General features: G+C 39.3%; 11 protein-coding genes and 1 pseudogene. 6 read left to right on the forward strand and 6 right to left on the reverse strand.

The annotated features are described in order from the left end of the window. The 3 genes and pseudogenes from EHS11_RS19790 to EHS11_RS06665 all read right to left on the reverse strand — a co-directional run. Nucleotides 1-294, reverse strand: a pseudogene (locus tag EHS11_RS19790) (transposase); the annotation flags it as partial. 501 nt (nucleotides 295-795) lie between these two features. Continuing rightward, nucleotides 796-2,505, reverse strand: coding sequence for a methyl-accepting chemotaxis protein (locus tag EHS11_RS06660; RefSeq protein WP_135763624.1), 1,710 nt, complete (start codon nucleotides 2,503-2,505; stop codon nucleotides 796-798). 222 nt (nucleotides 2,506-2,727) lie between these two features. Next, entirely contained in the window at nucleotides 2,728-3,324 is a 597-nt protein-coding gene (locus EHS11_RS06665; protein WP_135763625.1) for a hypothetical protein, read from the reverse strand. Nucleotides 3,325-3,609: 285 nt separating this feature from the next. Between EHS11_RS06665 and EHS11_RS06670 the strand changes: the two genes are divergently transcribed. From EHS11_RS06670 to EHS11_RS06695, 6 genes are read left to right on the forward strand one after another with little or no spacing between them, the layout of a single operon-like run. Further along, nucleotides 3,610-3,855: an HPr-rel-A system PqqD family peptide chaperone gene (locus EHS11_RS06670; RefSeq protein WP_135763626.1), complete on the forward strand. Its 246-nt coding sequence runs from the start codon at nucleotides 3,610-3,612 to the stop codon at nucleotides 3,853-3,855. Next, nucleotides 3,852-4,919, forward strand: a complete 1,068-nt coding sequence (locus EHS11_RS06675; protein ID WP_135763627.1) for an ATP-grasp domain-containing protein — start codon at nucleotides 3,852-3,854, stop codon at nucleotides 4,917-4,919. The genes EHS11_RS06670 and EHS11_RS06675 overlap by 4 nt, the downstream gene beginning before the upstream one ends. Next, the gene (locus EHS11_RS06680) at nucleotides 4,912-6,246 is read left to right on the forward strand and encodes an alanine racemase (RefSeq protein WP_135763628.1); all 1,335 of its coding nucleotides are present in this window, start codon (nucleotides 4,912-4,914) and stop codon (nucleotides 6,244-6,246) included. Before EHS11_RS06675 ends, EHS11_RS06680 begins: the two co-directional genes overlap by 8 nt. Continuing rightward, nucleotides 6,243-8,345: an urea transporter gene (locus EHS11_RS06685; RefSeq protein WP_135763629.1), complete on the forward strand. Its 2,103-nt coding sequence runs from the start codon at nucleotides 6,243-6,245 to the stop codon at nucleotides 8,343-8,345. The genes EHS11_RS06680 and EHS11_RS06685 overlap by 4 nt, the downstream gene beginning before the upstream one ends. Then, nucleotides 8,324-9,874 (forward strand): tetratricopeptide repeat protein, encoded by a 1,551-nt coding sequence (locus tag EHS11_RS06690; RefSeq protein ID WP_135763630.1) that lies wholly within the window; start codon nucleotides 8,324-8,326, stop codon nucleotides 9,872-9,874. The genes EHS11_RS06685 and EHS11_RS06690 overlap by 22 nt, the downstream gene beginning before the upstream one ends. 42 nt (nucleotides 9,875-9,916) lie before the next feature. Next, nucleotides 9,917-10,855 (forward strand): Crp/Fnr family transcriptional regulator, encoded by a 939-nt coding sequence (locus tag EHS11_RS06695; protein ID WP_135763631.1) that lies wholly within the window; start codon nucleotides 9,917-9,919, stop codon nucleotides 10,853-10,855. Nucleotides 10,856-10,865: 10 nt separating this feature from the next. Here the strand turns inward: EHS11_RS06695 and EHS11_RS06700 are convergent, their stop codons facing one another. Genes EHS11_RS06700 through EHS11_RS06710 form a run of 3 tightly spaced genes read right to left on the reverse strand, consistent with a single transcriptional unit; the run spans nucleotide 10,866 to nucleotide 15,608 of the window. After that, complete coding sequence (locus EHS11_RS06700) at nucleotides 10,866-13,964, reverse strand: ATP-binding protein (protein ID WP_135763632.1); 3,099 nt, start codon at nucleotides 13,962-13,964, stop codon at nucleotides 10,866-10,868. Next, a complete protein-coding gene (locus tag EHS11_RS06705; protein WP_135763633.1) occupies nucleotides 13,961-15,019 on the reverse strand; it encodes an ABC transporter substrate-binding protein in 1,059 nt (352 codons plus the stop codon). Before EHS11_RS06705 ends, EHS11_RS06700 begins: the two co-directional genes overlap by 4 nt. Next, the gene (locus tag EHS11_RS06710; RefSeq protein ID WP_167884378.1) at nucleotides 15,006-15,608 is read right to left on the reverse strand and encodes a tetratricopeptide repeat protein; all 603 of its coding nucleotides are present in this window, start codon (nucleotides 15,606-15,608) and stop codon (nucleotides 15,006-15,008) included. The genes EHS11_RS06705 and EHS11_RS06710 overlap by 14 nt, the downstream gene beginning before the upstream one ends. Nucleotides 15,609-15,623 lie beyond the last annotated feature (15 nt).

The raw sequence follows: 15,623 nt of genomic DNA on the forward strand, positions 1-15,623 counted from the left end.
GAGATTCCAAAAAAGTTTCCATTTTTTCTTTCTCCAGGAAATGAGAGTATCCGGAGTAACGAGTATAAGAGAAGATTTCCAATCCGGGCCTAGATAAGAAAGCATAACCAACTTACATCGTTCCCAGGGAGTCGTAGGAAAGACTTTGTGTTTTCTTTTGTATGCGGCAAGCTGGGTTTTGAGAATCAGGTTTTCCAGAATGAGTTCTTTATATCGTAAACTCAAAATGAGATGAAAAAGAAGCAATGAAAAACAAATTAGGAAATCAATGGTAAGCATCTGTATATAATTCAATTAAACATAAAAGAAGTGAGTTTTAAGACTTATAAAAAATATAAATTACAAAAAACAATATTCAAGAGAAGATAAATTTCATTTGATTATATAAAAATCAACCCCTGCGTCAGTGATCGCAGTGGAAATCCTTCGTGAAACGAAGATTGAAACGAAGAGCACGGTCGGTTAACAAAAGGAAGTTGGAAATTGGAAAAGATGCGAGACGCCCAAACAAACATAGATAAAGCCCTCTTCACTTAAAAGCAAGAGAAATGTTCCCCTTCGGTGGCAGAAGCATATCTCAGGATTGATGTGACTTTTAAAAGTCAGTTGCTTAAAGATACATGCACCCATTGATTCGACTTTCAAGCAAGTTTGTGAATCCGGACTATTGCATTCGCTTGCCGTCCAGTTCACATTCTCTCTCCCTATGGGTCGGCTGCGGATGACCAGGACGGCCGAAACTCGATGCGTCGTAACACGGAAGTTACGCGAGGCTGAGCGAGAATCATCGAACTTTTAGGGTTTCAACAACCATTCCATCGCCGTCTCAACGGAAGGTAATGTTTTGAGTTCCACATTGCCAGTCTTAAGAGTGCTATCATCTATGGACATAGCTGCTAATGCGGAGTCAGGAATGACAATTGCGATTTTACGCAAAGAACAACCGATTGCTTGCGGAAACCACACTTCATTCACCCAGGTTTGAGCTCCGGCGGTAACAACTCCCATCTTTCGTGTGTCTGCCATCCATTTGCTGATATTATATTTTTTAATGACTTCGAGACCTTCGATTAAAATTTCCTTATAAGCTTCTTCAGTAAAATCAGGAGTCCAAACAACTTCTAATAGATTTTTGTCTTTTACATAATAAAGACTACCTATATTGGAACGGAATTCGAGGTGATGAGTGGAGCTGTCTCTTTCACTGCCAATCTTTGATTTAGTCGCAGTACTAGTTGTACTAAGAGTTTTAAAAAGCTCTACCATGGATCGCAGCTGGTTGGCTGTATTGGAAATACCTGAAATGTTAGCAGTAAGCAAATCGCTACTTTCCGAATTGTTGATCGACAACTGGGTAATAGATGTAACGGAAGTTACAACTTCATTTGTTGCCGCATTGTGTTCCGAAACGGCATATCTGATTTCATCAGAACGTTTGCGAACAAAATCAGCTTCTTTTAGAACAGCTTGTCTCAATTCTTTTTGAGCATTGGAAGCTTGGTGAACTTCTTCCATTTGATGGGAAACTATATCAATAGTTCCGATGATTTCCTGGATCTGCCCCGTTGTTTTTTCAATCCTTTCCATACCGAGCAGCATATCGTTTTGATTCTTTTTAACCAGTTCGTTTACACCTTTTACCGAACTCGCAGTTCGTTCCGCCAGCTTCGAAACGGCTTCCGCAACAACGGCAAATCCTCTTCCGGAATCTCCCGCTCTTGCCGCCTCAATGGCGGCATTTAACGCAAGCATATTGATCTGCTCGCTCACATCCGCGATGGTCTTTACCATCTTGGTAATTTCTTTGGAACTATTGGACAGATTGTCCATAGCCGCATTCATCTCCTGAAGGGAACTTTTTCCCGCTTGGGCTTTTGCAGTAATTTGTTTGAAAGAAGCAAGAGTCCCTTCCACGTTCGAACCGGTTTTGTCCATAGCTTCGGAAAGTTTTTCCACTTCGTCTACCAGATTGGACATACTGTTCGAATTTTCTCCCGAGAAACTGGAAATAGAAGTAGCGGCCCCGGAAATTTCTTCCATAGAGGCTGACACTTGTTCGGTGGCAGAAGATTGGGATTGAAGATTTGATGAAAACTCAATCACTACTCTTTTCATTTTTTCGGAATCGTCCGCCAGATGAGTCACGGAATTTCTCAAATGTTGGATCAGCTCACTTTGGCCTTGCAGCATTCTATGAAAATTTTCGTAAAACTCGGCAAGTAACTCTTTGGGCTTATAAGGAATGTGAATTTGTAAATTGCCTTTGCTTGCTTCCCGAAACGCGTTTTCAATGGTAGTGAAAGTATTGGAAAGAGAGCCTCCCGAATAATAGGCAAAAACCATACATGCGAAAGTCATAAAAGCGAAAGACAAACTCATGGGAAGAGCTATTGACTGTTCACTGGGCGGAAGAAGATTATGAAATAGTAAACCGTTCCCTAAAAGAAGAACAAATCCGAATAGGAAATATGAAATGAAATAGTAAAATCTCAATTTAGTTTTCATGGAAGTCGTATACCTTTGATTGAACGGAAATGATTCGATTCAATAATTTATTAATCGGATTATTTTAACATGAATTCGAACGAAAGAAAACTTTGATTCGAAGGTCTTATCTATAAATGTATACGTTTTTTTTGAGGCTTTACCGTAAATTTATTTTCTATTTTTTCTCATTTTATAAAATTATGTCCCAACCGGCGACATAGAATCGTACAAACTGAACTCTTAAGGAACAATAAACGAAAGTAAATCCTTTAAGGGAATGGTGGCGGAAGGTAACCACATCAAAATACCTATAGAGAACACTGAAATCAGTAGAATTGCTTTTTGTTTGGAAACCGGATTGCCGGACCTTTTTTCCGTCCGGAAATAGTAAAAAATACAAACCAAGCTGAATAAAAATTCGAATAGAATCGCAAGATGCGGAAAATACAAATAAGAGTTTAAGGAAACTACGGGAGAATTCGAATCCAAAATCTGATGTTCGAAACCGACCAAAAGATCGCATAATATATGCAATACGACTAAAAATCCACACCATAACGCAAATCCCCGATTGCGAAAAACGGCAAAAACCACTCCCCCAAAGACCAATGCTTGTAAAATTCCGGGAATTAAATTATGACTGTAGGTCATTTGAACTTTCAGACCTTGAAAAGTAGCATCCAATAAAGAAGAGGGAGTTGTTACTTCCACGCCGGTCAACGCAAGTATCAGCCAAAGAAATTCGGGGACATTAGCCGCTACCAAAAAAACCCAAAAAGGGAATTGTTTGAATCTACTGTAAGGCAGTAATGCAGTGGCATAATGACCGAGTATCATAATTTACCTTTGGTAACGATTCGGTGAATTAGAACGATTCCCAAAATATAAAAGAAGATCAATGTAAGAATAAGGGAAGACATCCGAATCAGAAGATTAAGGCTTTCTTAATTGTTTGTCAATCCCGATTCGACTCGTCCAAGCCTATTGGCTCGTGCCGCTTTACGGCAAAATCAGACCGAATGGACATCGAGGAACATTGTTTTCGCAAAAAATTGACTGTCATCTTTTAGACTTTGATTCAATTTAGCACCGTTGGTACCTTCAATACGACAGGAAAAAGGAATGAGCATCGGTTCACTGAAAAACCTAGCATTAAGTGATAATGGATTTGTTTTCGATCCCACTACCGGGAATACGTTTATTTTCAATGAAACTGCTTTAACTATTGTTCGGTGCCTCATTCAAGAAAAATCAAAAGAGGAAATCATCAGATCCATGTTGGCCGAATATGAAGTAGCCGCCGAAGAATTGGAAAGAGACTATTCCGATACAATGATTCACCTAAAGGAACTCGGCCTGTATCAATGAAACATCCTCTCATTGCCGTAAGCGGGATGAATGCTGTGGATAGCCCTGGCCCGGGGGTTCCCGTACTTCGTTCCCTGAAAGAATCCGATCTCCGTCCAAGACTCATAGGTTTTGCGTATGGAACTTTGGAACCTGGGAATTTTATGACCGATCTTTTGGAAAATTCCTTTTTGTTTCCCTACCCCAATGCGGGACCTGGGGTTCTTTTGGATCGGATCAGAAAAATCCATTCCGATTATCAAATTGACGTCATCATACCTACTCTCGATTCGGAATTGGACAATTATATCTCCATTGAACATGAGTTAAAGCAGATAGGAATCAAAATGGTACTTCCCGGAAAAAAGGAATTGCATACCAGAGACAAAACCTATCTCAACGAATCCTTAAAAAATACGGAAGTGCTACTTCCCGAAACAAGAACCATCCAAGACATCACTTCGCTCCGGCAAGCAACCGAAGAGATCGGGTTTCCTTTGTTTATGAAAGGAATTTTTTACGAAGCTTTTTATGCCCGCAATTACGAAGAAGCAGCCGGTTATTTTTATTCCATCTCTGCGAAATGGGGAGTACCGGTTATTGTTCAAAAATATATATCAGGGGAAGAATGCAATGTCTGTGCTTTGGCAAACCGGGGGGAACTCATAGGCGGAGTAGTGATGAAAAAACTTTTCCTGACGGATAAAGGAAAGGCTTGGGCAGGAGTTACGATTGGAAATGAAGAAGTCAAAAAGATCTCCACCTCCATCTTAAAGTTCATCGGTTGGCACGGAGGATGCGAACTGGAATTCATTATAGAAACCAAAACGGGAAAAATGTATCTTCTGGAAATAAACCCCCGTTTTCCCGCTTGGATATACCTTGCTACTGCCTCCGGACAAAATCTACCGGATGCTCTGGTAAAGATGGCTTTGGGGGAACCAGTTCCTTCCTTTTCTTCCTATGAAATCGGCAAGGTATTTGTGCGGCACAGTTGGGATGAGATCATTCCTATGAAACAAATAGAAACATTAACAGTCTACGGACAGTTAGTTGATGTAAAAAAGGAAAGTTCTCATGAGTAAAAAAGTTTACTTACGCCCTTCCATCAAAAAACAGCATTTAGGCGCGGCAAATAAATTTGCAGGCTTTCATCCTCCCGAAACGATTTCTTCCATTGATGGAATGGCTGTGGAAGATTTGTTGAACAAATACGGTTCTCCTTTGTTTATTTTTTCCGAAACTACAATTCGAAAAAAAATCGCAGCTTACAAACAGGCTTTCGAATCCAGATACCCCATGTTCCAGCCCACTTGGTCGTATAAGACCAATTATCTGAACGATATCTGCAAGGTATTTCATAAAGAAGGTTTTTGGGCGGAAACGGTTTCCGCTTTCGAATATGAAAAAGCGAGAAAGAACGGAATCCCCGGAAACAGAATCATATTCAACGGACCTTATAAACCCTATGAAGCTTTGAAACTCGCAGTCTCCGAAGGTGCAAGAATTCATGCGGATCATTTGGATGAAGTCAAGGATCTAATGAAAATTGCAGATGAATTGGGACGCAAAGTGGATGTATCCATTCGCATTTCCATGGATACGGGAAGTTATCCTACCTGGAGTCGGTTCGGATTCAATTTGGAATCAGGACATGCAATGGAGGCTGCAACAAAAATAGCAGAAAGCGGAGGCAAGTTGAATTTAACAGGCGTTCATTCTCATATCGGAACTTTTATGTTGGAACCGTCCGCATATAAAAAAGCAGCCCTTCAAATTTCTAAATTTTATAAAGTACTAAGAGACGATCTCAGACAACCCATGCAGTACATAGATTTAGGAGGCGGGTTTGTTTCTGCAAATAAACTGAAAAATATTTATCTATCCGGTGCATCTTTACTTCCTTCTTTCGATCAATATGCGGAAGAGATTTGTTCCGCACTTTACGACGCATTTTCACCGGAAGAACCGCCTACCTTATTTCTGGAATCCGGTCGTGCTCTGGTAGATGAGTCGGGATTTTTGGCAAGTACAGTAGTAGGAACAAAGACCTTGCCTACGGGAAAAAGAGCTTTGATTTTGGATGCAGGAGTCAATCTGCTTTATACTTCCACTTGGTATGATTTGAATGTATCACCTATCAAAGAGTATTCGAAAGATTTTGAAGAGGTGATCTTATACGGACCTTTATGTATGAATATCGATATCGTAAGAGAGACTTGTATTCTTCCCAATATGGCCCGCGGAGAAAGTCTGCTCATCCACCCTGTCGGGGCATATAACGTAACCCAATGGATGCAATTTATAGAAATGAGACCTGCCGTAGTGCTCATTCAAACCAACGGACAAGTAAAACAGATACGACGAAGGGAAACAACCGATGATATCAACGCAATGGAAGTAGACTCATGAATTTGATTCGCACTTTTTTTACTTCCACTTTAAGCGCTTACTCTACCGTTTTATTCAGCGGTCGCCCTTATCTGGGTCTTGCTATATTTTTTTCCACTCTCTTCAATCTGGACGCTGCCATCACAGGACTTTTGGGAATTTTATTTTCAAACGCCACTGCATTGTTACTCGGTGTTTATCAGGAAAGAATCAAAAAAGGTTTGTACGGATTCAACGGACTGCTCGTAGGACTATCCGTAAGTTTGTATCATTCCATAGATATAAATTTGATATTATTATTGTTTGCAGCGATTGTACTGTTGGTTTTTATCACGCTTGCTCTGGAATACATTCTTTCCTATTTTTACGGACTTCCCGTTTTATCCATTCCCTTTGTAATCGTAAGTATCATCCTATACTTGGCATTTTACGATTATAAAAATCTAAATGAAAAGCAGGCCTATCTTTTTCCTTATGATAAGTTCTTTCCTGAAATTCCTTTTTATATATTGTATTATCTGAAAAGTTTAGGAGGAATATTTTTCCAAACCAGTCCTTGGTCAGGGCTTTTCATCGCAGTAATACTGTTTATCTCCAGTAGGATTTCTTTCTTTTTATCAGTAATCGGATTTGCCATCGGGTTACTCTTTCATACCGCTTTAAGCGGAAATACGAATGATCTTTCTCTTGGAAATATCGGCTTTAATTATATACTAACATCCATTGCCGTGGGTGGATATTTTCTGATACCGAATCTTTCGACATTCGTATTGGGGGGACTTGCCGCATTGGTAAGTGTATTGGTTACTTCTTTTACAAAAATTTTTTTAGTCCAGTTCAATATACCCGTTTTTGCACTTCCTTTTACAACTGTTACACTGTTGTTCGTTTATGTTTCCAGGCTTTTGAAAAATGAAAAATTCGTACTAGTTGACTTTCACCCTGGTTCCCCCGAAAAGAATTTGGATTATTACAAAACAAGAAGAAAACGTTTCGGATCTAGCGGACTGCTCATTCGGCTTCCATTTACAGGCAGGTGGAAAGTCACACAAGGTTATGACGGAAAATTTACACATAAGGATTCCTGGAAGGAAAGTCTCGATTTTACTGCCGTAGATCAGAGTGGAAATACGAAAAAAGGAAAAGGATCTACACTTAATGATTATTATACGTTCGGATTGACCGTGCTTGCCCCTTCTTCAGGCAGAGTGGTGAAAGTGATTCATCATCTTGAAGATAATCCGCCCGGCACCGTAGATACCGAAAACAATTGGGGAAATCTGGTTCTGATAGAACATACAAACTTTCTCTATTCGCAGATTTCCCATTTGCAAAAGAATTCCATTTCCGTGAAAGAAGGAGATATTGTTTCTGCCGGTGCGAAGATAGGTCTCGCCGGAAATTCAGGCAGAAGTTCCGAACCTCATATCCATTTGCATTTTCAAAACAATCCTGAAATCGGTAGTCCTACAGTTCCCGTCTCTTTCACTCATTACCAGGAAGAAACGGTTCCCGGGTTAAAGATCCGATTCAATTCGATTCCCAAAGAAGGTGAAACTATCAGCAATCTTCTGACGGATTTCAATCTTAGAAATTTTTTCACGTTTCCTCCGGGAGGATTGATCTCAGTCCAACTAACAAACAATCATCGAAAAACGGTTTTAGAAAATTGGAAAGTTCATTTGGATTTATTGGGAAACCGTTACCTGGAAGATGACAACAACAACCGATTGTATTTTTTTACATCGGTTGATTCATTCACTTGTCTGGATTACATCGGCAAAAAACATACCGGACTTTTTTTCTTTTATCTTTCCACATACCGGGTTCCTTTCATTCGGAATCAGAGCCATTGGGAAGATCGGATCTCTTATAAACATTTTTCAACTGCTCTCGCGCGAGTGATCAAAGATTTGGTAAATCCTTTCAGCGATACATTCGGTCATACATGGACGGGCAAACTGATAGAAAAAGATTCTCAATTGATTCTGAATACCTTAATCACCGGAAGATCAAATGCCTCTTTATATGAATTGGAACTGATACCCGGCACAAATGCACCTGGTACAATTCGAATCAAAGATCAGGAGGGAAGAGAATGGACTTTAAAAAACAAATAATTTTTGTTTTTCTGATGATAGAAATTGTTTTTTTACCTTCCTTATCTGCCGAGTCAATCACAGATGCGATTCAATTGATGGAGAAATCGGAATATCAAAAATCGACTTTCGTTTTAGATACGTTAGTCAGACAAAACCCGAACGATTCCGTTGCATGGATGTACAAAGGTTATGCGAATATGATGTTAGGCCATTATGACTTTGCTCTCACCGATTATCAAACATCCTATCGCATTCATCCGAACTTGGATTCCTTATCCGGAATCCAATGGGCACTTCTCGCCATGGGAAAATATAAGGAAAGTATTGAAACGGGTGCAACCATCCTAAAGGATTCGCCAAATAACTATTATGCTACACTTCGAACTGCAGAAGCATATTATACCATGCAGGAATATTCCGAAGCTTATGATCATTACAATTCATTGCATAAAGAACACGAAAAAGACGGTTATTCCGTTTGGAAAAAAGGACTCTGCGAATATTATTTGGGAAATATCGTTGAGTCTGTTTCTCTTTTCAAAGAAGCGGACAAATTATTGCCAAACCATCCTGGTATCCAATATTCCATTACAAACACCCGTTTAACGCCATTTATTGCGATCACTCCTGAAGCAGCTGGATTTCAATTCAGAGGTTCTGATTTTTTAGGAAACGGGCAAAAGGGAGGAATCAATATAACATACAGCCCCAATGACGATTGGAATTTTCGAATCGGCGCTTCCACGGAACAAACTCAGAATTTGAATTCCTCAACAGGTGTTCAAAATTATTTATTTGACCCGCTCAGTCTGATTAGTTACAATCAATATAAAGCTGCGCTTCCCCAATCCACGGTTAGAGATTATCTGATACTTCCACTTAATCTGTATTATTTGGATCAGCTATTAAGCGCAAAAGATTACCAAACTCAAAAATATTCCGGAGGAATTACTTACAGACTGTCCGAACATTTTTATACGTTCGCCTCCACTCATGTTTTGCAATCCAATACTTCTTATCTGGATGGAGGAACTTCGACTCAAGCAGGCATCAGTTATACCGATTATTATACAATTTCATTTTCCGGAACAGGAATTTCCCATCCTACAAGCAAAGGAGGACAGACAAGTTTGGCATTTTATATTCCATTTTTAGACGGTTTCTATTCAAACTCGACCGCTACGGGACAACAAATGTCTGTTAAAGATTATGAAACCGTTTATCTGTCTTTGAACCCTTTGTATACCACATACCAAACAACGAAGGAATCAAAAGGATACGGGTTTTTCCAACAGGAGTTGGGTTATAAAGGCAGATATTTTTTTACGGGAATCGGAGGAAGAGTCGGTAGCGCGAGAACTCCGATGATGGGAGAGGCTTGGGTATACACCGGAATGGATATGTTGAATGGCGGTTACGGCTTTATCGGAGCAAAATACAAAGGCATGAGTGCTCAAGTGCAATACTATCGTGATTATTGGCTTGACTCTCAAAATAACAAGCCCGTATCTGATAGTGTTAGATTGAGTCTCACTTGGATATTTTAGATAAGCTTGACAGTAGTATAAAATCATTTTTAGGAAGAGAGAATGAACGATCAAACAGATTGGGGTAAATTACAATCCCTTCAAAGAACATGTCGAGCAGGACTGGATCTAATCGTCCAAGGCCAAACATCCACTTCGCTATTCATATTGTTAAGCGGTCGACTCAGTGTATTCCGCCATAGTGTAAAAGTTTCCGAAATCAAAAAACGCGGCGATTATATCGGAGAAATCGGTATCTTGCTTAAAACTCCCGCAAGTGCTACTACAAGAACGGAAACGGATGTAGTCGTAATAGAAATCGAATCCGCCAATGTAGTCAGACTCTTTTCGCATAGCCCCGGTATGGCGATAGCTTTGGCTCGCAAGATGGCAGACCGATTGGCCGAGTTGAATTCCACATTCTCGTATTTGTTAGACAAATCTTATCGACCTGAACTTGTAAAACGTTTCCAAGAGCACCAAAAAACAAAACAAGCTCAACCTACTTCCGTAGTTTTAAATTTAGATCTTTTAAAACCTTACATGATCGAGTGCAAAGCAGGAACACAAATACTCACTCAAAATCATTTTCCTACTGCCTTGTATATTTTAGTAAGCGGAACCTTAGATATTGTTAAAAACGGGAAAACGATCGCAGTCGAAAACGAAGAAGGTTATTATTTGGGTGACGTAGCGATTTTACGAAACAAACCCTCCAATGCAACTGTGATTACAAAAACCGATACAAAATTGGTTGAAATCAAACTGGATAAAGTGGAAGGTTTTTTGCATCATTCTCCGGAGATCGCATTGTCCATCGCTGAAAAACTTGCAGAAAGAACTTTGGCTATCAATGAATTGTTTTTAGATCTGCAAGTGGATGCAATCACCGAGATGAAGAAAAATGAAAAAGCTCCCGAAGAAAAAGCCAATCAGAGTTTGGAAAGTTTTGATAAAATAGAAAAGGAAATTGTGGCGATCCTGGAAATGAATTTGCATTAAAAATACAAATTCATTTACTCTTCATATCATAAACCCCATCCCAATCCTCGGGAATTCCAAAGATGGAAAATTCCTTGGAACGTTCCAAATAAACCTGAAAAACCTTATCTTCAGGGATTTGTCCGCTCAAAGATTCAAAAATTTTTATTGCAGAATTCATATCTCCCGCCATATAAAAGTTAATCGCTTTTTTGAAGTCACTTAGCATATTCATTTTCTTATCACGGAATATCGGTTCGTCGGCATCCATCAATTCATAAATTTCAATCGCTTGCCTTCTACCTTTCACCCGCACCCGATCCAAATACCGAATCGAATAACGGGAGATATCTTGGATTTTTGCCACCAGATCCGCACTCAAAATCACATTCACACCGTAATGTTTGGTGAGTCCCTCCAAGCGGGAAGCAAGGTTTACATGATCCGAAAATGCATCCCCCTGCATACGATGAGATTCTCCGATCATACCCAACATCATAAAACCAGTATGTATCCCATAACCGGTCTTAATCGGTAAATACCCTTTTTGAATCCTGGATTTGTTATATATTTCCAATTCCTTCAATTGAGCGATCACCGAATCCACCGCTTGTTCCGTTTCATTTTTATAAACGGACATAATCGCATCTCCGACATACTTTACAATGATACCGCCGTATTCCCTTACCTTCGGAGAGATACGCTTGAAATAAGCATTAATAAAATTGAAATTTTCCTGAGGGGTCATCCCTTCCGATAATGTGGCAAAGGATCGGATATCTGAAAAAATAACCGACATTTCCGTAGCAACATTGTCCCCAAGATTCACATCTATGATACTCTCTTTCGAAAGAAATTGAAGATAATCATGGGGAACAAATCTACCGTATGACTTGTTTAAGGTGGAAATTTGAATATGAGTTCGAATGCGCGTAAGCAATTCTTCTTTTTGAAACGGTTTTGCGATATAGTCGTTGGCTCCGCATTCAAATCCGTAAACAAGATCGTTTACCAGATTTTTTGCAGTCAGCATAATGATGGGAAGACTACCGCTTGTATGAGTCAATCGAACCGTCTTGCAAACATCATAACCGGACAACTTGGGCATCATAATATCCAAAAGAACCAGATTTACTTCTTCCTCTTCAAGAATTCTCAAAGCTTCTTCTCCATTGTTCGCCTTTAAAACTCCGTAATGCGCCAGGCTAAGATAATTTTCCAGCACTTGCAAATTGACCGGCTCATCATCTACAATCAAAATATTGATCTGTTCCTTTGGAAGAATATGGGATATCTCTTTGATATTTGCCCCGGAATTAGAAAGCTCATGGAAACGAGAAAGAGACGGGCCGGAATCTTCCTGCACGGGTAGGTTTGAAACAGGAATGGTAAAATAAAACTGACTTCCTTTTCCCAAAAAGGAAGAAAGCCATATCTTTCCTCCTTGTAACTCTATTAATTGTTTGGTGATACTCAGACCCAAGCCCGTTCCACCATACTCTCTGGAAATGGATGCGTCTACCTGTTCAAAAGATTGAAATATGGATGAAAATTTATCTTCAGGAATTCCAATTCCGGTATCCGATATAACAATTGTCATTTGATCTTCGATTTGCGGTAAGATAGAAATACTGATGTGTCCCTGGTTGGTAAATTTTACAGCGTTTCCAATCAAATTCAATAAAATCTGCTGAAGTCTGTTTTCATCACCGAAGACAGGAGGAATATTGTCAGGGATCTCATTTAAAAACGCAACTTGTTTGTTTGTAGAAAGATGAGAGGTTAATAATAAAGCCATCTCTACCAAAGATTTCAAATCAATCGCTTTTTTCTGAAGAATAAGCTCTCCGTTTTTCAGTTTGGAAAAATCCAAGATATCATTTACCAAACTCGCCAATCGTTTCCCGCTGGAAGTGATCATTCTCAGATTTGATTTTACTTGAATCGGCAATTCCCCCGAGGCACCGTCCATCATAGACTCTGCAATCCCGATGATTCCATTCAAGGGAGTTCTCAATTCATGGGAAGTATTGGAAAGAAATTCATCTTTCAATTTGTCCAGTTTTTCCAATTCCAGATTTTGCTTTTCCAATTCATCCAAACTCCGGTTTAGATCGTCTGCCATTCTGTTAAACGAATGGGATAATTCTCCGATTTCATCTTTGGATAATACGGGAACTCTCAATTGCAGATCACCTTGTCCCAAACGAAAGGCAGCATTTTTTAAAACAAGAAGCGGTTTGATGGATTTTTTTGAAATATAATAAATCAGAAAAAAAGAAATCATTATAATCAAAAATCCGATTTGCAAACCTTGATTGCGAATGAGTCTGATCGGCTCGAATGCTTTCTCTTTCGGATACTGCAAAAAAAGGCTCCATCTGTTTCCGGTAAAATCCAAAAATCCTTCTTCATCGGCAACGGCAAAGATCGTATCCTTATCTTCTCTTAAAATATTTTCTTCTTTTCTTTTGAAATTGGTTTTTTCCTGAGAAGCCGCATGATTAGAGTATATGAAATGGGAATCATGATCGATCAAATCGATGAATAGATTTTCTTCTTCTTCCAAATCACTACTGATGATTTGGTGCAATCTTCCGATGGAGATATAAGCGGCAACTGCTCCTTGCAAGGTGCCAGTTCCATTAAGAACGGGGGCGGCAAAAACAATCACTTTCTTGCCAAGCTCTTCCGAATAATGAATATCACTTGCAATGCTGATCTTGTTGTCTGAAAAAACTTCTTTGGTCCATAAGGATTCCGAACATTTTTCTCCGATGGAAAATCCGATCGTATCCGCTCTTCGAATGCAATTTTTATCGTAATAAGACAGAGAAATATATACTTTTCGTTGGTTGCGATAAGAGATAAGTTTTTGCGTGATTTCGGGAGCATTAAAATTGTTTTTAGTAAAGATAGGATCGGAAACAATTGTCTGCATATCAGAATAACGTTCAAACAAAACACGATCCATTTTATCTAACATATGTTTTGCTTTTTCATTCAAAGAAGATTGAATTTGTTTTTCCACCAAGCTGATTGCGGAAAAGTAAATAAAGATCCCGATAGGCAGAAGGATTGCTAAAGTAAAAGACAGATATACTAAAAATAATTTATGGGAAAGTTTCATTTGGGTTCTTTATCTTGAACAAAACGATCATCAAAAATATTTTTCAGATCGGGAATTCGGTACAATTGTCCCCGTTCCCTTAGGAACTCGATGATTGATTCTCCTGCGATGAAAAGAGCTCCTCTCTTTTCCATGGAACTGAAATTCATCATGGAACCAGTTTGACCTTGCGGAAAACCGGAACCTCCTCCTCCGGGATAAAAAGTTTGCACAGCTTTCGAATCAGGGTTTAACAAAGATTGGCTATTTTCTTTTAATGTTAAAAATCGAACGGACTTCAATTCTTCTGAAATCTCAGCGTCCGATTTTGAAATTTGTTTGGAAAGGATGGATAAACTTTCTTCGCGATTCTTATAATAAAATTCTCTTGCTTCCGAAATGGCAAAAACGAGCTTTTGGATGGAGGCAGAATGATTCTTTAAGTATTTGCTATCGACGCTTAAAGTATCGGAAAGTAAATCGGGCACGTCCGCAGATCTACCGATGATGTTAAATCCTTGTTTCCCGATTTCAGCAACATCCATTCCCCGAATATGGCCTGCCTGGATATTGCCTTTCTGCAACTCTTCCCAGACTTTGGAAAAAGGAAGATTCGAAGACAAATATTCCCCTTCCTTGATTCCATTCTTATTTAACAACTGCATAACGAAGATATGAGAGGAAGTATTGACTCCGCTGAATCCAATTGTTTTGCCACTAAGCTCCGCGATCGTTTTGATTTTTGGCGATGATACGATCAAATCATTCGAAAGGGAATAGCTGAAACGATAGATGATTTGTGTGGGATGACCTTCCGAAAAAAACAAAATGGATTCCGTTAAACCGGAACAGATAGCATCTACTTTTTTTTCCAAATAGAGATTCGCTGCATTGTCGCTGATCACCAAATCAACGTTTAATCCCTGTTTTTTGAAAAATCCTTTTTCCGAAGCGATAAAAACGGGAGAAAATCCCGACTGAGGAGGAACTCCCAGTCGAATTCTGTTTGAATCTAAATTCTTCTCGCTGCAGCCTGCTATAAATAGGAATAAAACGAAGATTTTAATTGTTCGCATAGTATGCGCCGGAACTCACTCTCTCCTCGTTCGGAATGATTTTTGTAAGAAAAGCAAATACTTCTTTGGCTTTTGCTTTTTTTCCCTGTTTTAGGTGGGACCAACCAAGACCGATCAGCATCTCGGTATCGGCAGGATAATCATCTACAATGGATTCATAATACTTTTCCGCTTCTTTGAAATTTGCCATCACATAATAGGAATAAGCAAGTGTACTGCGGGCAAAATAGTTCTTACTATCCTGCTTGAGAACCGTTTTGCATATTACCTCAACCTGTTTGTGTTGGCCGAGTGCAAGATTGGCACGAATGCTACCCAATCTGGGTTCAATTGCATTCGGTTCGATCAAAGTAGCTTTTTGATAATAGGAACTGGATTTTGTATAATCACCTTTCAAAAGGGCAACCCAACCGGTTCTAAGTTGTAAAAAATAATCTCCGGGATTTTCTTTGCTAAGATTTTCCAAAAGATCCAAAGCCTTGGCGTAATCTCTTTTGGCTTCCAGTTGGTAAGAATCAGTGATAGGATCAGCTAACAAAGAACTAATGGGTAAAGTTAAAATAAGGAGAAGTAGGGAGAATTTTTTCATGATCATTCCTGAAAG

Source organism: Leptospira ilyithenensis (assembly GCF_004771005.1).
In the GTDB taxonomy this organism is placed as follows: Bacteria; Spirochaetota; Leptospiria; order Leptospirales; family Leptospiraceae; genus Leptospira_A; species Leptospira_A ilyithenensis.

Coding starts and splice junctions, on each gene's coding strand:
- EHS11_RS06680 (WP_135763628.1), top strand. CDS start 4,912: ATGAGTAAAAAAGTTTACTTACGCCCTTCCATCAAAAAACAGCATTTA.
- EHS11_RS06700 (WP_135763632.1), bottom strand. CDS start 13,964: ATGAAACTTTCCCATAAATTATTTTTAGTATATCTGTCTTTTACTTTA.
- EHS11_RS06665 (WP_135763625.1), bottom strand. CDS start 3,324: ATGATACTCGGTCATTATGCCACTGCATTACTGCCTTACAGTAGATTC.
- EHS11_RS06695 (WP_135763631.1), top strand. CDS start 9,917: ATGAACGATCAAACAGATTGGGGTAAATTACAATCCCTTCAAAGAACA.
- EHS11_RS06670 (WP_135763626.1), top strand. CDS start 3,610: ATGAGCATCGGTTCACTGAAAAACCTAGCATTAAGTGATAATGGATTT.
- EHS11_RS06710 (WP_167884378.1), bottom strand. CDS start 15,608: ATGAAAAAATTCTCCCTACTTCTCCTTATTTTAACTTTACCCATTAGT.
- EHS11_RS06690 (WP_135763630.1), top strand. CDS start 8,324: ATGGACTTTAAAAAACAAATAATTTTTGTTTTTCTGATGATAGAAATT.
- EHS11_RS06705 (WP_135763633.1), bottom strand. CDS start 15,019: ATGCGAACAATTAAAATCTTCGTTTTATTCCTATTTATAGCAGGCTGC.
- EHS11_RS06660 (WP_135763624.1), bottom strand. CDS start 2,505: ATGAAAACTAAATTGAGATTTTACTATTTCATTTCATATTTCCTATTC.
- EHS11_RS06685 (WP_135763629.1), top strand. CDS start 6,243: ATGAATTTGATTCGCACTTTTTTTACTTCCACTTTAAGCGCTTACTCT.
- EHS11_RS06675 (WP_135763627.1), top strand. CDS start 3,852: ATGAAACATCCTCTCATTGCCGTAAGCGGGATGAATGCTGTGGATAGC.